General features: G+C 64.8%; 21 protein-coding genes. 5 read left to right on the plus strand and 16 right to left on the minus strand.

Annotation, left to right across the window (positions count from 1 at the left end; genetic code table 11):
• Positions 1 to 56: 56 nt before the first annotated feature.
• The 12 genes from RHO23_RS13885 to RHO23_RS13940 all read right to left on the minus strand — a co-directional run bounded on the left by RHO23_RS13885 (position 57) and on the right by RHO23_RS13940 (position 11509).
• Entirely contained in the window at positions 57 to 695 is a 639-nt protein-coding gene (locus tag RHO23_RS13885) for a dTMP kinase (RefSeq protein ID WP_057966875.1), read from the minus strand.
• Between the two features lie 68 nt (positions 696 to 763).
• Positions 764 to 2224, minus strand: coding sequence for an adenosylhomocysteinase (gene ahcY, locus RHO23_RS13890; protein ID WP_030096909.1), 1461 nt, complete (start codon positions 2222 to 2224; stop codon positions 764 to 766).
• A 131-nt stretch (positions 2225 to 2355) separates the two neighbouring features.
• A complete protein-coding gene (locus RHO23_RS13895; RefSeq protein WP_423489235.1) occupies positions 2356 to 2976 on the minus strand; it encodes a TetR/AcrR family transcriptional regulator in 621 nt (206 codons plus the stop codon).
• Between the two features lie 50 nt (positions 2977 to 3026).
• The gene (locus RHO23_RS13900; RefSeq protein ID WP_030096907.1) at positions 3027 to 3215 is read right to left on the minus strand and encodes a rubredoxin; all 189 of its coding nucleotides are present in this window, start codon (positions 3213 to 3215) and stop codon (positions 3027 to 3029) included.
• Positions 3212 to 3388 carry a rubredoxin gene (locus tag RHO23_RS13905; RefSeq protein WP_030096906.1) on the minus strand — a complete coding sequence of 59 codons (177 nt, stop codon included), beginning with the start codon at positions 3386 to 3388 and terminating at the stop codon, positions 3212 to 3214. The genes RHO23_RS13900 and RHO23_RS13905 overlap by 4 nt, the downstream gene beginning before the upstream one ends.
• 1 nt (position 3389) lies before the next feature.
• A complete protein-coding gene (locus RHO23_RS13910; protein ID WP_030096905.1) occupies positions 3390 to 4619 on the minus strand; it encodes an alkane 1-monooxygenase in 1230 nt (409 codons plus the stop codon).
• 160 nt (positions 4620 to 4779) lie between these two features.
• The gene (locus RHO23_RS13915; protein ID WP_030096904.1) at positions 4780 to 6255 is read right to left on the minus strand and encodes an amino acid permease; all 1476 of its coding nucleotides are present in this window, start codon (positions 6253 to 6255) and stop codon (positions 4780 to 4782) included.
• Positions 6256 to 6308: 53 nt separating this feature from the next.
• On the minus strand, positions 6309 to 7232 hold the full coding sequence (locus tag RHO23_RS13920; RefSeq protein WP_064409392.1) for a cation diffusion facilitator family transporter: 924 nt from the start codon (positions 7230 to 7232) through the stop codon (positions 6309 to 6311).
• Between the two features lie 42 nt (positions 7233 to 7274).
• A complete protein-coding gene (gene manA, locus RHO23_RS13925) occupies positions 7275 to 8492 on the minus strand; it encodes a mannose-6-phosphate isomerase, class I (RefSeq protein ID WP_070915198.1) in 1218 nt (405 codons plus the stop codon).
• A complete protein-coding gene (locus RHO23_RS13930) occupies positions 8489 to 9556 on the minus strand; it encodes a hypothetical protein (RefSeq protein ID WP_030096901.1) in 1068 nt (355 codons plus the stop codon). The genes manA and RHO23_RS13930 overlap by 4 nt, the downstream gene beginning before the upstream one ends.
• Complete coding sequence (locus RHO23_RS13935; protein WP_423487958.1) at positions 9556 to 10956, minus strand: phosphomannomutase/phosphoglucomutase; 1401 nt, start codon at positions 10954 to 10956, stop codon at positions 9556 to 9558. Before RHO23_RS13935 ends, RHO23_RS13930 begins: the two co-directional genes overlap by 1 nt.
• 142 nt (positions 10957 to 11098) lie before the next feature.
• Positions 11099 to 11509 (minus strand): DUF3499 domain-containing protein, encoded by a 411-nt coding sequence (locus RHO23_RS13940; protein ID WP_075908115.1) that lies wholly within the window; start codon positions 11507 to 11509, stop codon positions 11099 to 11101.
• Positions 11510 to 11661: 152 nt separating this feature from the next.
• Between RHO23_RS13940 and RHO23_RS13945 the strand changes: the two genes are divergently transcribed.
• Entirely contained in the window at positions 11662 to 12162 is a 501-nt protein-coding gene (locus RHO23_RS13945; protein WP_064409395.1) for a metallopeptidase family protein, read from the plus strand.
• A gap of 20 nt (positions 12163 to 12182) precedes the next feature.
• Here the strand turns inward: RHO23_RS13945 and RHO23_RS13950 are convergent, their stop codons facing one another.
• Positions 12183 to 12437, minus strand: coding sequence for a WhiB family transcriptional regulator (locus tag RHO23_RS13950; protein ID WP_030096897.1), 255 nt, complete (start codon positions 12435 to 12437; stop codon positions 12183 to 12185).
• Positions 12438 to 12816: 379 nt separating this feature from the next.
• On the opposite strand from RHO23_RS13950, the gene cofD reads away from it, so the two are divergent.
• The 4 genes from cofD to RHO23_RS13970 all read left to right on the plus strand — a co-directional run bounded on the left by cofD (position 12817) and on the right by RHO23_RS13970 (position 17150).
• Positions 12817 to 13785 carry a 2-phospho-L-lactate transferase gene (gene cofD, locus RHO23_RS13955; protein ID WP_030096896.1) on the plus strand — a complete coding sequence of 323 codons (969 nt, stop codon included), beginning with the start codon at positions 12817 to 12819 and terminating at the stop codon, positions 13783 to 13785.
• The gene (locus RHO23_RS13960) at positions 13782 to 15158 is read left to right on the plus strand and encodes a coenzyme F420-0:L-glutamate ligase (protein ID WP_423487959.1); all 1377 of its coding nucleotides are present in this window, start codon (positions 13782 to 13784) and stop codon (positions 15156 to 15158) included. The genes cofD and RHO23_RS13960 overlap by 4 nt, the downstream gene beginning before the upstream one ends.
• Positions 15158 to 15709 carry an NUDIX hydrolase gene (locus tag RHO23_RS13965; protein ID WP_423487960.1) on the plus strand — a complete coding sequence of 184 codons (552 nt, stop codon included), beginning with the start codon at positions 15158 to 15160 and terminating at the stop codon, positions 15707 to 15709. Before RHO23_RS13960 ends, RHO23_RS13965 begins: the two co-directional genes overlap by 1 nt.
• Positions 15710 to 15794: 85 nt before the next feature.
• Complete coding sequence (locus RHO23_RS13970) at positions 15795 to 17150, plus strand: hypothetical protein (RefSeq protein ID WP_070915208.1); 1356 nt, start codon at positions 15795 to 15797, stop codon at positions 17148 to 17150.
• On the opposite strand, the gene RHO23_RS13975 is transcribed toward RHO23_RS13970, so the two are convergent.
• From RHO23_RS13975 to rfbD, 3 genes are all read right to left on the minus strand, one after another.
• On the minus strand, positions 17147 to 18226 hold the full coding sequence (locus tag RHO23_RS13975; RefSeq protein WP_030096892.1) for a sugar phosphate nucleotidyltransferase: 1080 nt from the start codon (positions 18224 to 18226) through the stop codon (positions 17147 to 17149). The genes RHO23_RS13970 and RHO23_RS13975 overlap by 4 nt on opposite strands.
• Position 18227: 1 nt before the next feature.
• A complete protein-coding gene (locus tag RHO23_RS13980; protein WP_064410405.1) occupies positions 18228 to 19091 on the minus strand; it encodes a glycosyltransferase family 2 protein in 864 nt (287 codons plus the stop codon).
• Positions 19092 to 19160: 69 nt separating this feature from the next.
• Entirely contained in the window at positions 19161 to 20015 is an 855-nt protein-coding gene (gene rfbD, locus RHO23_RS13985) for a dTDP-4-dehydrorhamnose reductase (protein WP_064409399.1), read from the minus strand.
• Positions 20016 to 20111 lie beyond the last annotated feature (96 nt).

The raw sequence follows: 20111 nt of genomic DNA on the forward strand, positions 1-20111 counted from the left end.
CACACCCGTCGAGTGTGAAGCCACGGCGGTAATTCGGCGAAATACCCGCCGAATCTTCACACTCGGCGTAGGAGCCTCTCGGCCAACGCATCCGGGTCGGCGCCATCGGTGATCACCCATGGGCCACCCCAATTCCGTTGCGCCAAATCGGCATACGCCGCGGAGACCCGCGACTGCAGATCCGCATCACGCTCATAGGTATCGCGGGTGCGCGCGCTCTCCTGCTCCTCGCGGTGCCGCGCCCGCTGCTGAGCAAGCTCCGGGGAAACGTTCAAGAACACCTGCCGGTCGGGATGCGGCAGGCCAAAGCGTTGGTACTCAAGCTCATAGACCCAGCGCGCCATGTCGCCGCCGCCGTCCTGATGCAGCCGCGCCGCGCCATAGGCAGCGTTGGACGCAACCCAGCGATCCAGTATCACCAAATCGTTCGCGGCGATCAGCTCGGCTATCTCACCGAGCGCACTGCGGCGGTCGAGGGCGAACAGCAGTCCCATCGCGTACGCGGAGGACACCACATCGCCGTGCCCGCCCTTGAGCGACTCGGCCGCGAGATCGGCGTGCACCGAGCGTCCGTAGCGCGGAAAATCCAGCGTCGCAACGGATAACCCCTGCAATCCGCAGCGCTTCGTCAGCGCGGCGGTAAGCGTGCGCTTGCCCGCGCCGTCGACACCCTCGATCGCAATCAGCTGGCCCACGGCTGGTCAGCCTACGCAAAGGCCCCCGGCACCGGAGTGCAAGGGGCCTCTACGCGGATGAGCGGCGATCAGTAGCGGTAGTGCTCCGGCTTGTACGGGCCTTCCACGTCGACGCCGATGTACTCGGCCTGATCCTTGGTGAGCTTGGTCAGCGTGCCGCCGAGAGCCTCGACGTGAATGCGCGCCACCTTCTCATCCAGGTGCTTGGCCAGTCGGTAAACCTCGTTGTCGTACTCGTCGTTCTTGGTCCACAGCTCGATCTGCGCGATCACCTGGTTGGAGAAGCTGTTGCTCATCACGAACGACGGGTGTCCGGTGGCGTTACCCAGGTTGAGCAGACGCCCCTCGGACAGCACGATGATCGACTTGCCCGAGTCCCCGAAGGTCCACAGGTCGACCTGCGGCTTGATGTTGAGCCGCGTGGCGCCGGACTTCTCGAGGGCCGCCATGTCGATCTCGTTGTCGAAGTGGCCGATGTTGCCCAGGATCGCCTGGTCCTTCATGGCCTTCATGTGGTCCAGCAGGATGATGTCGTAGTTACCGGTCGCGGTCACCACGATGTCGGCATTGCCGATGGCCTGCTCGACGGTGACGACATCGAACCCGTCCATGAGCGCCTGCAGCGCGTTGATCGGGTCGATCTCGGTGACCTGCACACGAGCGCCCTGTCCCGCGAGGGACTCGGCGCAGCCCTTGCCGACGTCGCCGTAGCCACAGATCAGCACCTTCTTGCCACCGATGAGCACGTCGGTGCCGCGGTTGATGCCGTCGACCAGCGAGTGCCGGGTGCCGTACTTGTTGTCGAACTTGCTCTTGGTCACCGAGTCGTTGACGTTGATGGCCGGGAACGCCAGTTCGCCGGCAGCGGCGAACTGGTACAGGCGCAGCACGCCGGTGGTGGTCTCCTCGGTGACACCCTGGACCGACTCGGCGATCTTGGTCCACTTGTCCTTGTCGGTTTCGAACCGCTCACGCAGCAGGTTCAGAAAGACCTTGTACTCGGCCGAGTCGTTGTCGTCCGCCGGGGGCACCACGCCGGCCTGCTCGAACTGCGCGCCGCGCAGCACCAGCATGGTGGCGTCGCCGCCGTCGTCGAGGATCATGTTGGCCGGCTCGTTCGGCCAGGTGAGCATCTGCTCGGCGGCCCACCAGTACTCCTCCAGCGTCTCGCCCTTCCAGGCGAAGACCGGGGTGCCCTGAGGCTCCTCCGGGGTGCCGTGCGGGCCGACGACGATCGCCGCCGCCGCATGGTCCTGGGTGGAGAAGATGTTGCAAGAAGCCCAGCGCACCTCGGCGCCCAGGGCCGTCAACGTCTCGATCAGCACCGCGGTCTGGATCGTCATGTGCAGCGAGCCCGAAATGCGAGCGCCCTTGAGCGGCAATACATCCGCGTACTCGCGACGCAGCGCCATGAGGCCGGGCATCTCATGCTCGGCGAGACGGATCTCCTTGCGGCCGAACTCGGCCTCGGAAAGATCGGCCACCTTGTAATCAATGCCGTTGCGTACGTCGGCCACCAGCTCGGTCATCGCCACCTCAATCGCGTCGCTTGAATAATTCCTGTATGTCAATTCAACTGACACACACGGGTCCGTCACCAGGTTAGCGCGTGTAAGCAACAGATAGTTAGATCAGGTAGCGAGATTTATGGATGCGCAGGTCACTGGGGGCCCGTCCCGCTTGCGGGGGCCTTGTCGGTGAGCGCGTTGGCTTCCACGAACGGGGACAGCAGGCGCGCCATATCGAGCGCCACATCATGATCCGACTCCGGCGGCATCGACACGTAACTAATCGCCAGCCGCACAATCGACCTCGCGAGGATGGCCGCGTCTTCCTCACTGGCGGCCACCCAGCTGTTCGCAAACGACTCGGTGAGCCGCGCCGACGCCGGCAGCACGATCAACGCGCTGTCGACCGTCACGAGGCGCATGAGTTCGGGCTTGGCCTCGCCTGTCAACAACGAGATGACCATGGGGTCTGCGGCACTCTCGGCGAAGAAGGCCGCGAATCCCTGGTGCAACGCGCCATGGATATCACCGACGTTGGCGTAGATCGCGTCGTTGACGGAGTCGGCCAGACGCAAGGCCAGCCGCAGGGCGTATCCCTGAGCCAGCCCCTGCCGGGAACCGAATTCGTTGTACAGCGTCTGACGACTGACTCCTGCCCGGCGGGCGACCGCCGACATGGTCACTGCCGACCAATCCTGATGACGCAGAAGGTCTCCGAGCGCATCAAGCACCGATTCGCGAAGCAGCGCCCGCGCGGCCTCTGCATACGGCACTCGTGGCGTCACACCGTGGAGCCTGGCAGGCGCGGTGTACTCGGTCAATGTCATGGCCGCGCGATCTCCACCATCACGAAGTCGGCCTTGGCGGCCCCGCAGTCCGGGCAGCTCCAGTCCTCGGGGATGTCATCCCAGCGAGTGCCCGGCTCGATACCGTCCTCCGGCCAGCCCAGCGCCTCGTCGTACTGAAATCCGCACTGCATGCATTCGAACAACTTGTAGTCGTCGTCGCTCATGATTCCGCTCCTTGCAGGGCTTCAAAATCCACCTTCTCGCGCACTCCGCAGTCGGGGCAGCACCAGTCGTCGGGAACCTCCGACCACGCCGTCCCGGCCGGGAACCCCTCGCGAGGGGCACCCGTGCTCTCGTCGTACACGTACTGACATATGGGGCAACGGTACTGGGACATGTCAGGCCGCCTGTTCGGTTACGCCGTACTTGGCCAGAATCTTGGCGCGCTTGCTGGGCTGGATGTTGACCTTGGTGATGTCGCCGTCGTAGTGATCCAGCACCCGCTGATCCATCACCTTGCGCCACAGCGGCGGAAAGTAGGCCAGCGTCAGCATCGTGGCGTAGCCACTGGGCAGGTTCGGAGCACCGTCCATGCTGCGCAGAGTCTGGTAGCGCCGGGTGGGGTTGGCGTGGTGATCGCTGTGCCGCTGCAGGTGGTACAGGAAGATGTTGGTCACCAGGTGATCGGAGTTCCAGCTGTGCTTGGGGGTGCAGCGCTCGTACCGCCCGCCGGCGACCTTCTGCCGCAGCAGCCCGTAGTGCTCCAGGTAGTTCACCGTCTCCAGGAAGGTGAAGCCGTAGATGGCCTGAATGATCAGGTACGGGATGACCGCGGTGCCGAAGATGGCGATGGTGACCCCGAACAACACCACCGTCATCAGCCAGGCGTTCACCACATCGTTGCTGGGGTGCAGCACGAAGCGGTTCAGCCGCTTCATGCGGGTGGCCTCCAGATTCCACGAAGACTTCAGGCTGCCCCAGACGCTGCGCGGCCAGAAGCCCCAGAACGTCTCGCCGAATCGCGAGCTGGCCGGATCCTCAGGTGTCGCGACGCGCACATGGTGTCCGCGGTTGTGCTCGATATAGAAGTGGCCGTAGAACGTCTGCGCCAGTGTGATCTTCGAGAGCCAGCGCTCCAGCTCGTCTTTCTTGTGCCCCATCTCGTGGGCCGTGTTGATGCCGACGCCGCCGAGCACACCAATCGACAAGGCGATACCCAGCTTGGAGATCCAGCTGATGCCGTTGTCGAACCCGATCCAACTCAGGTCGGTGGCGGTGAAGTAGTAGGCCCCCAGGAAGAAGCTCGCGTACTGGAAGGGAATGAAGATGTACGTGCAATAGCGGTAGTACTTGTCGTTCTCCAGCGCCTCCATCACCTCATCGGGTGCGTTCTCGCCGTCGGCACCGAACCGCAGATCCAGCAGCGGCAGGATCACGTACACCAGCAGTGGGCCGATCCAGAAGAAGAACGGCGAGAACTGCTGCCATCCGAGCTGGTTCATCGCATAAACCAGCGCCGTCGCAATGAAGATCGCGGTGGGCGGGATCATCCCGTACAGCCACATGTGGCGCTTGCGGTCGCGCCACTGGACGGGCAGGTCATGGGCTGCATCAAGGTTTGACGTCATCGTCACTATCTCCTCGGTCTATATCTGCGTGAGGTACGTCACCGAACAGATTTGACGATAGGACATGATTCGTCGCTTGTCTAGACAAATGACTATGTTTTGTAAAGTGCCTGGTGGTGTGCGTCACCCACAAGGGACCCACGGAGAGATAGGGAGCGCGCTACTTCTCGACGGCTACCCGCAACCCCAGCACCGAGTGCCTGCGGCTATAAGCGAAGTAGACGATCACGCCGATGACCATCCAGGCCAATGCGAACATCCAGGTGCGGACGGCGAGATTGAGCATCAACCACCCGCACGCCAGGATCGCGACCACGGGCAGCCACGGCACACCCGGTGTGCGGAAGCTACGGGGCAAGTCGGGCCGGGAGCGCCGCAGCACGATGACGCCGGCCGACACCAGCACAAAGGCGAACAATGTCCCGACGTTGACGATCTCTTCCAGCCCCTCTATCGGGGTGAGAGACGCCGCTATCGCGACAAGAAAGCCCACGATGAGGGTGATGCGTATGGGTGTGCCATGCGATCCCGTCCGGGCGAGTTCGCGGGGCAGCAGTCCATCACGGCACATCGCGAAGATGACGCGGATCTGTCCGAGCATCAGCACCATCACCACCGTGGTCAGGCCGGCCAGCGCGCCGATGGCGATGACCTTGGCCGCCCAGTCGACACCGTTGAGGTGAAATGCCGTGGACAGATTCGGGTGCGAATCGGCCGCCCGCAGGTCGCTGTACTTGACCATGCCCGAGAGCACCACCGTGACCGCGACGTACAGAACGGTGACGATGACGAGCGAGGCGATGATGCCGCGCGGCACATCTTTTTGCGGGTTCCGCGTTTCCTCCGCGGTGGTGGCGACGACATCGAACCCGATGAACGCGAAGAACACGATCGAGGCGCCCGCCAGCACCCCGAACCAGCCGTACTGGCTTCCGGAGCCGCCGGCGATGAACGAAAACAGGGACTGATCCAAACCGGTCCTGCTGGAACTTCCTGCCTCCGCCGGTGGAACGAACGGTGTGTAGTTGGCCGCCTTGATGAAGAACGCGCCGACGATGATCACCAGCAGCACCACCAGGACCTTGACGGTCGTGATGACGAGGGACACCCGTGAAGACAGCTTGGTGCCGACGGCCAGCAGCACCGTCAACACCGAGACAATGAGCAGCGCGCCCCAGTCGATCTTGAGCGATCCGAGATGCACTGTGCCACTCGATAACCCAAATACCGTGCTCAGATAGCTCGACCAGCCCTTCGCGACGGTGGCCGCACCAACCGAGAACTCCAAGATGAGATCCCATCCCAGGATCCAGGCCGCGAACTCACCGAATGTCGCATAGGAGAACGTATAGGCGCTGCCTGCAACCGGAATGGTCGATGCGAACTCGGCGTAGCACATCGCGGCCAGGCCACACCCGATCGCAGCCATGATGAAGGACAGCGATATCGCCGGACCGGTGACATTGGCGGCCGTCGATGCCGTGACGGTGAAGATACCGGCTCCGATGACCACAGAGACCCCGAAAACGGTGAGATCCCACCACGTTAGGTCCCTACGGAGCTTCGTTTCCGGCTCGTCGGTATCCGCGATCGACTGCTCGACAGACTTGGTTCGCCACAATCCGCTACCTGGCATTACGGCAGTCTTGCACAACCCCCGTGCTCACCACTGTTGATCACACCGGCCGGCTAAGAATTGACGGCCGAACGATCCAGATCGGGCTCGAGATAGATCACCTGCGCGATCGGCACCGCCTCGCGCACCCGCCGTTCTGCGGCATCGATCGTGGCGGCGACCAACGGCAGATCCGCATCGGGCGCGATCGCAATCTTGGCCGCGACCAGAAGCTCCTCGGGACCCAGATACTGAGTACGGCAATGGATTACCCGCTCGACGTGATCGGTGCCGGTCAGCGCGTCCAGGATCGCGCGCTCCTGCGTCGCGGTCGCACCTTCACCGATCAGCAGGCTCTTCATCTCGACCATCAAAACGATCGCGATGACGCCCAGCAGCACACCGATCGCCACGGTGCCAATCCCATCCCACACGGGGTCGCCCGTGAGAATCGTCATGCCGACGCCGAACAGCGCGAAGGCCAGCCCCAGCAGAGCACCGGTGTCTTCGAGCAGCACGACGGGAAGCTCCGGGTTACGGGAGTTTCGGATGAACTGCCACCAGCTGGCTTTGCCCTTCAGCGGTTTGGATTCCACGAAGGCGGTGCGGAAGCTGTAGCCCTCCAAACCTATGGCCAACACCAGGATCACAATCGCGACAATGGGCGACTGCAGATGCTCGGGAGCGTGGATCTTGTGATAGCCCTCATAGAGGGCGAAGACCGAGCCGAGCGTGAACAGCACCAGCGCGACCACAAAAGAGTAGAAGAATCGGCTACGTCCATATCCGAACGGGTGCAGTCGATCTGCTTCCTTACTCGCGGCGCGCTGCCCGTAGAGCAGCAGCCCCTGGTTAGAGGTGTCCGCCACCGAGTGCACGGACTCGGCGAGCATCGACGAACTCCCGGTGATCAGGAATCCGACGAACTTGGCCGCCGCGATACCCGCGTTCGCCGCCAGCGCCGCGATGATCGCCCTCTTACTGCCGCCTGCCGACATCGACTCTCCTTCTGTTCCCGCTCGCATTGTCCTGACGGACGGTCACGCGTCCGCGTCAACTGTTGCCATGAATACACGGGCGTCGGACTGCCCGGTCAGCGTCACATCTCCGCCGTCGGCCGGTATCCACACCGACTGTCCCGCATGAACGTCAAGGTCCGGCCCCATACCGTCCAACCGCACGCTGCCCCGCGTGCACAGCACTATCCGCGGTCCTTTTACCTCCACCGGAACGCGTTCGCCATCCACCAGATCGAATCGCGATAACGCGAACTCCCTGGCGGGCGTGAGGTACCGAGTCTGTGCACCGTCGGTGACGGTCTCAACATGCAGGTGCTTTTCGGCGGCGGGTGAAAAGTCCAGCACCCGAAGCAATTCGGGTACATCGACGTGCTTGGGAGTAAGCCCGCCGCGCAGCACGTTGTCGGAATTGGCCATGATCTCGACGGCCAGACCGCGCAGGTACGCATGCAGATTTCCGGCGGGCAGGTAGATCCCCTCCCCCGGTTCCAGCGTGAGCCGATTCAACAACAACGAGGCAAGTACTCCGGCGTCCGCCGGATACCGCTCACCCAACTCCAGAAGCGTGCGCGCCTCACCAGCGAAACGCTCGTGGCCGGACGACAGATAACGCACGGCGCCCTCGAGCACGGCAGGCACCAACAGATCCAGGCTGGGCTGCGGAAGGGTTATCCAGGTGGTGAACAGGGCGCGCAGCCCATCGGCATCGGATTGTCCGGCCAACAGATTCACATAGGGTGTCAGCTCGCCGACATCGAGCGCGCGAAAGAGTTCGACGGTGTCACCTGGGTCGCGAAAGCCCGCCAGCGCCTCAAAACGATCCAGCGCCACAACCAGTTCGGGCTTGTGATTGCGATCCCGATAATTGCGCACCGGAGAGTTGAGCGGGACACCCGCCGCCTCTTCCCGCGCGTATCCATCTGCCGCCTGCTGCGCACTGGGGTGGGCTTGCAGGGACAGCGGCTCGTCCGCCGCCAGCACCTTGAGCAGGAAGGGCAATTGATCGCCGAACTCAGCCACCGACGCCGGACCCAACTGCCCTGCCGGATCTGCGGCCACCACATCGAGTAATGACTCTGCGCCACCACCGGTTTCCAGGTAGGCCGGGTCGGCAGGGTGCGCACCCAGCCACAGTTCGGCTTCCGGATGCGGTGTCGGTGTGGGGCGTCCGGTGAACTCGGCGATCGCCGTCCGCGAACCCCAGGCGTACGTCCTTATCGCCCCCCTGAGCAGATTCACAGCCCGGATCTCCCCCCGCCGAGCCGGGCGTACACCGAGGCCATTTCGAGTCGTGTCGCGAGCATCATCAGCTGCGCGAGCTCCGACGGTCGGGCCGCCACGTCACCAAGATCGGTGGTGCTCACCAGCTGCGCTTCATCGACACCATCGATCCGCGCCGCAACCGATTGGAAGTCGCTATCGGTGGCAAGGGCAAGTATCCGCGGTGGGCCATCGCCGCGGGGGCCGTCGATGAACTCGTCATGGAACAATGAGCTCTCACCAGAGCTCCTGCTCGACAACGCATCCCGCATCGCGGCCAACGCTTGCGGAAGGCCGCACGCGGTAGCGGTGCGCTGCGTCAGCCGCAGCAGCGTTGCCGCCGCATGTTGCGCGAGCGCCACGGTGACCGATCGATCCCCGCAGAACACCGCGGGTCCACCGGTCAATCGCGTCGCGATCACCTTGGCGGCGTTGGTGAAGATTTCCCGGCCCACGGTGTTCCGGGACACCTCGCCATCCACTTCATCGGCGATCGCCATAACGTCGGGCACGATGGCCCTGTCGAGCACCCCCAGCACTGCCGCCCCAACAGCGAGGTTGTGAGCAAGACTGAATGTGTCGGGCACCCGCAACCGGGGCGCCAGTGAAATCGCCCGGCCAGCACCGGAATCCGCCAAGGGACCCTCATCGGGTGCGGCGATGACCACCCGGGCACCCCGACGGGTACCCATCGATACCGCAGCAGTGAGAGCAGGATCACCGGCATCGTCACCGGCCACCACCATGACATCGAGGGGGCCCACCCACACCGGAGCCCGGGTGGCGGTAACGAACGGAAGACTCGCGGTATCCGACAGCGCCCCAGCCAGAACCGCTCCCGCCGTTGCGGCGGTGCCGCGGCCCGCGACCCACACGAGCGCGCGCGACCGGTCCTCCACGTGAAGCGGGTCCAGGGCACCCTCGGCGATGGCTGTACCAACCGCCCGCACCTGCGAGCCGGCCATCGAAGCGGCCTGCAGCGAACCATCGCGGTCGGCCGCCAACAGCGCCTCGGCGTCGTCCAGATCGATGGTGGCCTTCATCAGGTCGCGGCCTCGGTGCGGTCGACCAACTCGGTGACGCGCGCGACCACACCCGCCACATCTTCGTCGGTGCGGGCCTCGACGTTGAGGCGCAGCAGTGGCTCGGTGTTGGACGTGCGCAGGTTGAACCACGTTCCGCTACCGATGTCGACGGTGACGCCGTCGAGATGGTCGATCGAAACTATCTGTGTGCCAAACGACTTCAACACCTCGTCGATACATGCCTTGGCATTCGAGACGCGGAAGTTGATCTCGCCGGAGGATGCGTACCGCTCGTAATCAGACATGAGATCTGAGAGCGGCCGGTCCTGCTCGCCGAGGGCTGCCAGCACGTGCAGTGCCGCCAGCATTCCGGAGTCGGCGCCCCAGAAGTCCCGGAAGTAGTAGTGCGCGGAATGCTCACCGCCGAAGATCGCGCCCGTCTCGGCCATCAATGCCTTGATGAACGAGTGGCCGACGCGAGAGCGCACCGGTGTTCCGCCGTGCTCGACGACAAGCTCGGGGACGGCACGGGAGGTGATCAGATTGTGGATGATGGTGCCGCCGATTTCCCGCTCCAGCTCTCGACGCGCAACCAAAGCGGTTACCGCGGAAGGAGATACGGCCCGTCCGCGCTCATCGACGACGAAGCACCGGTCGGCGTCGCCATCAAAGGCGAGGCCGATGTCAGCACCCTCGGCCACCACGAAGGCCTGCAGATCGCGCAGGTTCTCGGGGTCGAGCGGGTTGGCTTCGTGGTTGGGGAAGTTGCCGTCCAACTCGAAGTACAACGGCGCGAGCGCAATCGACGGAATCGCACCCAGCACCGCCGGTGTCGTGTGTCCGGCCATACCGTTACCCGCATCCACAGCCACCCGAAGGGGGCGTGCCCCGCTCAACTGAACCAGTGACCGCAGGAACTCGCCGTACTCGGCGAGAACATCACGTTCGGTGATCGTGCCCGCCGCACCGTCGTGCGCGGGCACCCCGTTGATCAGCTCCTCGCTGATGATGGCCAGGCCGGTGTCCCTGCCCACCGGCTTGGCACCGGCGCGGCACAGCTTGATTCCGTTGTACGCGGCCGGGTTGTGGCTGGCGGTGAACATGGCTCCCGGGCAATCCAACAGCCCCGAAGCGAAGTACAGCTGGTCAGTGGATGCCAGTCCGATCTGCACGACATCGACGCCCTGAGCGGTGACACCCTCGGTGAACGCCTGAGCCAGCGGAGGCGACGAGTCGCGCATGTCCCGGCCCACCACGATCCGCAATGGCGCGCCGGCGTCGGCCTGCTCTGCCTTGACCAGTCGTGCGAACGAAGAACCCACGTCGAACACGAAGGACTCATCGATCTGCTCGCCCAGGAGGCCACGAACGTCGTACGCCTTGATGACTGCGTGGACAGCGTCGGCGGACCGGGCCATGACGAGAGCACTCCTATTGATCTGTCGAGCGAGGGACGTTAGGTGTCGCTGGCCAGCCTAGTGGTCGGCGAGTGCCCAACGTGAACGTCCGGCGAGAGGGTACAGAATGTCACCGGGCCAAGCCGAAAGCACCTGATCAGAACTACTCTGCCGGATCCGGCAGAACCCGCAGATGTCCGCGGCGCCGCCCGACGGGAGCCGGATGCACGGGCCGGGGAGCAGCCGAGGTGGCAGGCCCTCCCATATCGAGTGCGGGCTCGCTGAATCCCGCCGCGGCCATCCGCACTCCGGTGGGTTCCCGAACCGCATCGGCCAAGGCAACCAAGTCGTCATCCTCGGGATTCGACGGCAGGGGGCCGTTGTACCGGACCAGCTCCCAGCCACGGGGCGCGGTGATCCGGCTCGCGTGCTGCGCGCACAGATCCCACGAATGCGGCTCGCTGGACGTGGCCAGCGGCCCAACCACGGCCGTCGAGTCCGCATAGACGAACGTCAACGTCGCCACGGCGGAACTCGGGCACCCGGGTCGACAGCAGCGACGGGGGGCTCTCACAAACGTTGAGGCTAGCGTGCGCAAACACGTTCCGACCCGCAGACACGCGCTGTGAACCCACTGAGACCCTCCGGTGATCAGGCAGAGACCCCGGGGTGACCGGCTCGTTGTGATTCGTCAGCCACAGCAGTCACACCGTTACCATTCCCCGTATGGCACGTGACGGACGGCGCGGCGGCTCGGCGAGCGGATCGAGCTCGCAGGGCTCCCGAAGGGGGCGCGATTTCCGTGGCCCGCTCTTGCCGCCGACCGTTCCCGGCTGGCGCTCACGCGCCGAGCGCTTCGATATGGCGGTGCTGGAGGCCTATGAACCCATCGAGCGGGCGTGGCAGTCGCGGCTGGAGGGTCTCGATGTCGCGGTGGACGAGATTCCGCGCATCCAACCCAAGGATCCCGAGTCGGTGCAATGGCCGCCGGAGGTGATCGCCGACGGACCGATTCCGCTGGCAAGGCTTATTCCCGCCGGCGTGGACACCCGGGGTAACACCACCCGGGCGCGAATTGTCCTATTCCGCAAGCCGATCGAATTACGCGCGAAGAAATCTGGGGATTTGTCGGATCTCCTGCACGATCTGCTGGTGGCGCAGGTTGCCACCCACCTGGGGGTGGAACCATCGGTGATCGACCCGACCATCACCGATGAGGGCGACTAACCGCCCGATCGAACGCGGAGTTAGATGATGCCCCGCTTCAGGCGGCGGCGCTCACGCTCGGACAACCCGCCCCAGATACCGAACCGCTCGTCGTTGGCCAGTGCGTATTCAAGGCACTCGTCCTTGACTTCGCAGCCCTGGCAGATGCGCTTGGCCTCGCGAGTCGACCCGCCCTTCTCAGGGAAGAACGCCTCGGGATCGGTCTGTGCGCACAGCGCCTTCTCTTGCCACTGATCATCAGCGACACCAATCAGCGCATCAAAATCGTTCTGCACCAACGTCAGATGCGGACGTGCGGGCGGCAAGCCCGTCGCACCCGTGCCGACGCCGGAACTCAGCTCGTCGTGTGCGCCAAATTCATTGTGCCCGAACAGCATCGTCCCGCCTCCTCACCATTCCCACTTGCAGTCGTCGTGCCCGGTTTCGTGCCACATTGTCGTCTTCCCGGCCATTCCATTCGAACATCTGATCGAATCCCGGTCTGCGCCTGCAACTTCCAAACCCAGCCCGAGGAATGACACTGGTGTGATTACACACGTGTTCGCTGCCGGGGTCAAGCGAAGGACGAAAATTCATACCATCTACGACCGACAAAATCGGCGTGGCGCCCTCGTGGCGTGTCGCATCATTGCCGGCGCACTAGTGTCGGTCAGCGTGAAACTCACCGTCCTCGTCGGCGGCGTCGGCGGAGCGCGCTTCCTGCTCGGCGTCCAACGCTTGCTCGGATCGGACTCCAGCAAGCATCAGATAAACGCCATCGTGAACATTGGCGACGACGCCTGGATGCATGGCGTCAGGATCTGCCCTGACCTGGACACCTGCATGTACACCCTGGGCGGAGGGGTGGATCCGGAACGCGGCTGGGGACACCGGGGCGAGACGTGGAACGCCATGGAGGAACTGGCGGCCTACGGCGCCCAGCCCGACTGGTTCTCGCTCGGCGACAGGGACCTGGCCACTCACCTGATACGCAGTCAAATGCTGCGAGCCGGTTACCCGCTATCAGCGGTCACCGAAGCGTTATGCAATCGATGGCAGCCCGGAGTCCGCCTGTTACCCGCCAGCGACGACCGCTGCGAGACCCACGTGGTGATCACCGACCCCGCCGATGGGGAGCAGCGCGCCATCCACTTCCAACAGTGGTGGGTGCAGCACCGAGCACAGGTACCGACCCACAGTTTCGCGTTCGTCGGCGCGGACGAAGCAAAGGCCGGCCCGGGCGTTGCCGAAGCCATCGCCGAGGCAGATGCCGTCTTGCTGGCTCCCTCCAATCCGGTGGTGAGCATCGGGGCCGTCCTGGCGGTCGGCGGAGTTCGCGGGGCGCTCCGCACAACCACCGCTCCGGTCATCGGGTACTCGCCAATCGTGTCCGGTAAGCCACTCCGCGGAATGGCCGACGAATGTTTGCGCGTGATCGGTGTCGAGGTGAGCTCACAAGGTGTCGGGGAACACTTCGGCGCCCGCTCACAGACCGGCATCCTGGACGGCTGGCTGGTCGACGAGGGTGACGCCGCTCACATTGCGGGAGTTCAGGTACGGTCGATTCCGCTGCTCATGACCGACCCGGACGCGACGGCGGCGATGGTGCGTGCGGGACTCGACCTGGCCGGAGTTACCCTATGACCTCATCTGCGGATTCCCCTGCACCGGAACATGGTTCGGCGGCTCCGGTGGAGATTCTACCCATTGCGGACTTGCCGGAATTCCGCCCCGGCGACGATGTCGCCAAGACCATCGCCGAGGCGGCACCATGGATCCGGGACAGCGATGTGATCGTGATCACCAGCAAGATCATCTCCAAGGCCGAGGGCCGCATCGTCGCGGCGCCTACCGATCCCGAAGCGCGGGACACCTTGCGGCGCAAACTGATCGACTCCGAGTCGGTCCGCGTGCTGGCCCGCAAGGGAAAGACACTGATCACCGAGAACACCATCGGCATCGTGCAGGCCGCCGCCGGAATCGACGCGTCCAATGTCGATACCGCCGAACTCGTACTGCTCCCCACCGACCCCGATGGCAGCGCCGCGGCGGTGCGGGCAGCACTGTCGCGACAGCTGGGCGTGAACGTAGCGGTGGTGATCACCGACACCATGGGACGGGCCTGGCGCAATGGCCAGACCGATGCCGCCATCGGTTCCTCCGGCATCCCCGTCCTGTATGGCTACGCTGGCGCAAAGGACAAGCACGGCAACGAACTTCAGGTGACAGAGGTGGCCATCGTCGACGAGATCGCCGCCGCCGCCGACCTTGTCAAGGGCAAGCTCACCGATGTACCAGTTGCGGTGGTGCGGGGTCTGTCGGTGCCCGACGACGGCAGCGTGGCCCGCGACCTCCAGCGCTCGGGCCCCGACGATTTGTTCTGGCTCGGCACCGCGGAAGCGCTGGAGCAGGGGCGCCGCGATGCGGTGCTGGTACGCCGCTCTATCCGTCAATTCGCTGATATCACAGTAGATTCCGATCTATTACGGGAAGCCATCGGCGAGGCGTTGACGGCGCCCGCTCCGCATCACACCCATCCGGTGAGATTCGTATGGGTACGGGATCTGGCGACACGGCGCGCACTGCTGGATGCCATGAAACAGGCATGGTCCGTGGATCTCAGCGGAGACGGACGCACCCCGGAATCCGTCGAGAAACGGGTGGCCCGCGGACAGATCCTCTACGACGCACCCGAAATCGTGATTCCGTTCCTGGTTCCCGACGGTGCCCACGACTACCCGGACGAGCGCCGCAACGCGGCCGAACACACCATGTTCACCGTCGCGGTGGGCGCGGCGGTGCAGGCACTGTTGGTGGCGCTGGCGGCGCGGGGCGTGGGGAGCTGCTGGATCGGGTCCACCATCTTCGCCGCCGATGTCGTCCGCAGGCAGCTCGAGCTGGATGCCTCATGGGAACCGATGGGGGCCATCGCCATCGGATATCCGCACGGATACCCCGAGGAGACACTGGAACCCCGCACTCCCCTTCCTGCCGGCCAGATGCTGGTTGAGCTCTGATGAGCCGCATCTCAGGTCTGCAAGCTTCCGCCGTCGAGCTGCTCTCCGCGTGGGAAACGCCCGATACCGAGCAGGACAGCCTGCGGCACTCCGTTCTGGCCTTTCTCGAGGCCAATCCGGACGCCTGCCGTCGCCGCAGCGCCGCAGGCCATATCACCGCCTCGGCGCTGGTGGTCAACCACGACGGGTCGCAGGCGCTGCTGACCCTGCACCCGCGCGTGGGTAAGTGGCTTCAGCTGGGCGGCCACTGCGAAGATGAGGACGCCACCGTCCGGGCCGCCGCGCTGCGTGAAGCCACCGAGGAATCCGGGATAGCAGACCTCACTCTTGAGCCGAATCTGCTTGGCATACATGTACATCCGATCACATGCTCGCTGGGTGTGCCGACTCGCCATCTCGATCTGCAGTTCCTGGCGCGCGCGCCCGAGGGCGCCCAGATCACCGTCAGCGACGAATCACTGGACCTGCGCTGGTGGCCCATCGACCAGATTCCGGCCGAAGATCCCTCGGTGGTCGTGTTGGCCGAGCGGGCCCGCGCCAGACTGCGCTGAAAGTCGGGTAGTGCATTACCCGTGTCCGGCCTAACGAGCCGTCGTATCGTCCCCTCATCAGCGGCGATTCTGTGAGGGGACGCACATGGACATCAAGATTGAGACCCCCTTCGGTGGCAGCGCAAGAATCACCAAGCCCGACCGCGAGCCATCCCCCGGTGGTGACGAGCCCCAGCACACGTTCACTGCCGGGGACTTACGACCGCGAGTCCGGGTGCTCTTGGTGTTGTGCATCGCCGTCGACGGCACGATCGTGTTGTGGCTGGCCGCCAAGAACGCCACGCTGACCCAGAACGCGTGGGATCTGCTGGGCACCGCGCTGCTCCTTGCCATCGGCATCACCTGCGCGCTGGCGATCGGGGTGATTGTGAAGTACCGGCACAGTTCGGTGCTCACCCCCCTGGCCAGCCAGGTATTCGTCATCTGTCTTGCCGCCTATGTCTGGCTGCTCGACCTGCGTAGTCCCGCAAGCCAACTAGGGGGCATCACAGGAGTCGCGCTGGCATTGGGCGCCGTCGCCCTGTGCTGGGTGCTGTATCTGAGCCGGTACGCGGCGGGCGCCCTGACCAGAACCGGCATCGCCGTCGTCGCACTGTTTCCCCTCATTGGGTTGGTGCAGTTCTGGATTCAGAACGAGTACATGACGCACAGTTCGCTTCCGCTGATAGACGTGCAGACCGAGTTGACGCCGGTGGGCTCGACCGGCCCCATCATCCACGTCCTGGCCAAGACCACGTTCCACAACCGTGGATCGTTCCGCGTCGACGTCCCGGCCACCCTGACCCGCGTCGTCGTCTATCCCAAGGGCACACCCGCAGAACCCCCTACACCCGAGAACGTGGCCGGGCACCTGAACGCACTCGGGAGTCAGTTCGGGGACTATCGCGAAACTCCGGCGATGTCCGCCCAGGCACGACTGATCTATGCCGGCTCGTCCGGCGGTGCCGGCGGGGCGTTCCTGGCTCCCGGATCGACGAACCAGGGCAGCACCATCATCGATATCGATTCCCGGACCGTCCGGTTGGCGGTCATCAAGGTCACCCTGATCGCCGTCACCCACCGATCGGTGAAGGAAACACGCACCTGCTATCCCCCACAGGTCGCGCTCGGCGAGGACGTGATCGGTTTCCTCAGGGAATCAACCCTGGTCCACAATTTCCTGGGGGGTAAGGCGTTGTGTACCGAAACCCAGTTCGCGTCCCGTGGCGTCATCGAGGAACTGGTTTCCGATCACCCCGTGTTGCGGATCTTCACCATGGTGTACGCCTCTGGGGCAACCACGCCGATATTGCTGCCGTTCTTCGGCACCCAGGAATCGCTGGACAATCCGCTCTCGAGCGCGAAGGCGTCGACGATCATCGAGAACGCCAACCCCTCAGGCATGTTCGGCTCGTCTGCCGAGTACGCGCCGTCCGACGCCGATGTGCGGCCGAGTCCCTAGACGTCCGAGGAGTACCGGATGCCGCCGTCGGGAATGGTGATTCCGGGCCACACCCGAGCGCCGCGCAACAGCTCGCACCGCGCACCGATATCGGCGCCGTCCCCGATCACACCATCACGCACCAGCGCGCGCGGACCGATGCGGGCGCCGAACCCGATGATGGAGCGTTCCACCACCGCGCCCGCCTCGATGCGGGCACCGTCGAAGACGACCGCACCGTCAAGCCGTGCCCCGGGCCCGATTTCAGCTCCCCGACCCACCACGGTGCCACCGATCACCAGCGCGCCCGGTGCCACCGAGGCACCGTCGTGCACCAGCGCCTCACCCGGATGTTCGGGGATCGCTGGTGAGGGCGCGATACCGCGCACCAGGTCGGCCGAGCCGCGCACGAAGTCCTCGGGAGTTCCCATATCGCGCCAGTAGCTCGTGTCGACGTATCCGCATACCTTGGCACCACTGCTGAGTAGTCCTGGAAAGACTTCTCGCTCAACCGAGACCGGCCGCCCGGAGGGGATCTGTTCGATCAGCTCGCGCCGGAACACGTAACACCCGGCGTTGATCTGGTCGGTGGGCGGATCTTCGGTCTTCTCCAGGAATGCGGTCACGCGGCCCGTGGAATCGGTAGGCACACAACCGAACGCGCGCGGGTCGCCGACCCGTACCAGGTGCAATGTCAGGTCGGCCTGGGTCTGCTCATGCTGCGCGAGAAGGTCTTTCAAGTCCAAGCCGGACAACACATCGCCGTTGAACACCAAGGCGGTGTCGTGGCGTAGATGGTCCAGCACATTCCGGATGGCTCCACCGGTACCCAGCGGTTCCGTTTCGGTGACATAGGTGATCGACAGGCCCAGCTTGGACCCGTCGCCGAACTCCGACTCGAAGACCTCGGCCTTGTAGGAAGTTCCGAGCACCACATGATCGATCCCGGCCGCGGCGACCCGCGACAACACATGCGTCAGGAAGGGGAAGCCAGCGATCGGCAGCATCGGCTTGGGCGCCGAGAGCGTCAGTGGACGCAGCCGGGTGCCCTGCCCTCCCACCAAGATGACGGCATCGGCTTTCACATGGTCAGACATATCACCCTCCTTGCTTGTCCCGGCGCCGATTGGCACGGATGGCCGAGCGCACCACGATCGCAGATCGAGCCGCCAGTGCGCCCCGAATGCTCCAACGCAGCGGTGCCTGCCACCAATGTGGATGCCGGTCTGATTGGTAGATGTAGACGCTGTCGTGGTGCGCGGTAAGGCTGCGTGCCGGATCACGCCCGGCGGCATGACCTTTCGCATGCACGACCTCCGAGCTCGGCGCGTACACGTTCTGCCAGCCCGCACGTGCCAGCCGGTCTCCGAGATCAACGTCCTCCATGTACATGAAGTAGCGCGTGTCGAACCCGCCGATGGCATCGAAGGCCTTGCGCCGCAGCAGCAGGCACGATCCCGAGAGCCATCCGACGATGCGCTCGGACGGCTCCATCCGGTCCTGGCGATACGCCGCGGTCCACGGGTTGGTGGGCCACACCGATCCCAGTAGCGCGTGAAGCGCACCCCCCGCGAGCGACGGCACCACTCGCGCCGAGGGATACACCGAACCATCGGGCTCACGAATAAGCGGACCCAGCGCGCCCGCGGCGGGCCAGCGCTGCGCGACCTCAAGCAGCGCATCGATGCTTCCCGGGCCCCACTGCACATCGGGGTTCGCGATCACGATCCATTCGGCTTCGGGATCGACCTGCGCCACCCCAAGGTTGGCGGCCTTCCCGTAGCCGACATTGCCCCCGGTGCGCAGCAGCTCGACATCGGGCTCCTCGGCGGCCACTTCGGGCGCTCCGTCGGTGGAACCGTTATCGGCCAGGATCAACCGCAGCGGGCGATCGGTGGCGTGGCGCAGCGTTCTGAGGAAGCGATGGAGATGCTCGCCAGGCGAGTACGTCACCGTCACCACGGCGATCTGCTCGAGCGGCACCGACGAGCCACTCGGGCGATGAGGATCAGGCACGGTGCTTGAGGGTACCTACCCCTGATGTGTGGCCAGCGCCTCAGCCAACGCGTCCCGCCACGGACGCAGCGGTGTCAGACCCGCCTCGGCCCACAGATCGCCGTCAAGTGCCGTGTACACCGGCCGGGGCGCTGCGCTCGGAAAATCGACGGACAGGCAGGGCTGCAGACGCGAGGTATCCGCCCCGACCAGCTCGAACACGGCCTTCGCCCAGTCGAACCGGTTCACCGCTCCACCCCCCGCCGCATGCAGCAACGGTTCGCGGACGTCGGAGGCCGCGAGGTTCAACAATGCCTCGGCAAGGTCTGCGGCATAGGTCGGAGAGCCGGTCTGATCGGTGACCACCCGCACCGGGCCGTCCCCGGCGGCCAATCGCCGCATGACCCCGACGAAATCCCCGTTGACGCCGGTGTAGACCCACGCCGTGCGCACCACCTGTGCTGTCGGTAGGGCATCGTGCACGGCCCGTTCTCCGGCGACCTTGGTGCGCGCGTACACACCGGCCGGAGCCGTGGCGTCGCCTGGTCGGTACGGGCGTGGGTCGGCATCACCGAACTCACCGCTGAACACGTAATCGGTGGAGATATGGATCAATCTGGCGCCAACCTCGCGACACGCCTGGGCCACCCGGGCAGGACCTTCGGCATTGACCGCGTACGCCCTGGCCTCGTCGCTTTCCGCGGCATCCACGGCGGTGTACGCGGCGCAGTTGATCACGGTGTCCCCTGCAGCAACCACACCGTCGGGCACGCCGTCGCGGGTAATATCCCAATCAGCCGAGTTCAGGGCGCGAACAGGGAGGGCGCGAAGCGCGGCACGGGCAATCAGATGGGTGCCGAGCTGACCGCCCGCTCCGGTGATAACAAGCACACCGAGAGTCTGGCACGCCGACTTCGCTTCCGAGGGATGAGAGCCACCCCGACGTAGCCTTGACGAGGCTTGAGACTCGTTGCCCGGCGAACGCCC

Origin of the sequence: Mycobacteroides sp. PCS013, assembly GCF_049532645.1 — a bacterium.
GTDB classification, from domain to species: Bacteria; Actinomycetota; Actinomycetes; order Mycobacteriales; family Mycobacteriaceae; genus Mycobacterium; species Mycobacterium gwanakae.

Bases quoted from the DNA above. Each gene is read 5' to 3' on its own strand.
- RHO23_RS13915 (WP_030096904.1), bottom strand. From the start codon at position 6,255: ATGCCAGGTAGCGGATTGTGGCGAACCAAGTCTGTCGAGCAGTCGATC.
- RHO23_RS13900 (WP_030096907.1), bottom strand. From the start codon at position 3,215: ATGAGCGACGACGACTACAAGTTGTTCGAATGCATGCAGTGCGGATTT.
- ahcY (WP_030096909.1), bottom strand. From the start codon at position 2,224: ATGACCGAGCTGGTGGCCGACGTACGCAACGGCATTGATTACAAGGTG.
- RHO23_RS13920 (WP_064409392.1), bottom strand. From the start codon at position 7,232: ATGTCGGCAGGCGGCAGTAAGAGGGCGATCATCGCGGCGCTGGCGGCG.
- RHO23_RS13945 (WP_064409395.1), top strand. From the start codon at position 11,662: ATGGCACGTGACGGACGGCGCGGCGGCTCGGCGAGCGGATCGAGCTCG.
- RHO23_RS13970 (WP_070915208.1), top strand. From the start codon at position 15,795: ATGGACATCAAGATTGAGACCCCCTTCGGTGGCAGCGCAAGAATCACC.
- RHO23_RS13905 (WP_030096906.1), bottom strand. From the start codon at position 3,388: ATGTCCCAGTACCGTTGCCCCATATGTCAGTACGTGTACGACGAGAGC.
- RHO23_RS13930 (WP_030096901.1), bottom strand. From the start codon at position 9,556: ATGAAGGCCACCATCGATCTGGACGACGCCGAGGCGCTGTTGGCGGCC.
- RHO23_RS13960 (WP_423487959.1), top strand. From the start codon at position 13,782: ATGACCTCATCTGCGGATTCCCCTGCACCGGAACATGGTTCGGCGGCT.
- RHO23_RS13975 (WP_030096892.1), bottom strand. From the start codon at position 18,226: ATGTCTGACCATGTGAAAGCCGATGCCGTCATCTTGGTGGGAGGGCAG.
- RHO23_RS13910 (WP_030096905.1), bottom strand. From the start codon at position 4,619: ATGACGTCAAACCTTGATGCAGCCCATGACCTGCCCGTCCAGTGGCGC.
- RHO23_RS13965 (WP_423487960.1), top strand. From the start codon at position 15,158: ATGAGCCGCATCTCAGGTCTGCAAGCTTCCGCCGTCGAGCTGCTCTCC.
- RHO23_RS13935 (WP_423487958.1), bottom strand. From the start codon at position 10,956: ATGGCCCGGTCCGCCGACGCTGTCCACGCAGTCATCAAGGCGTACGAC.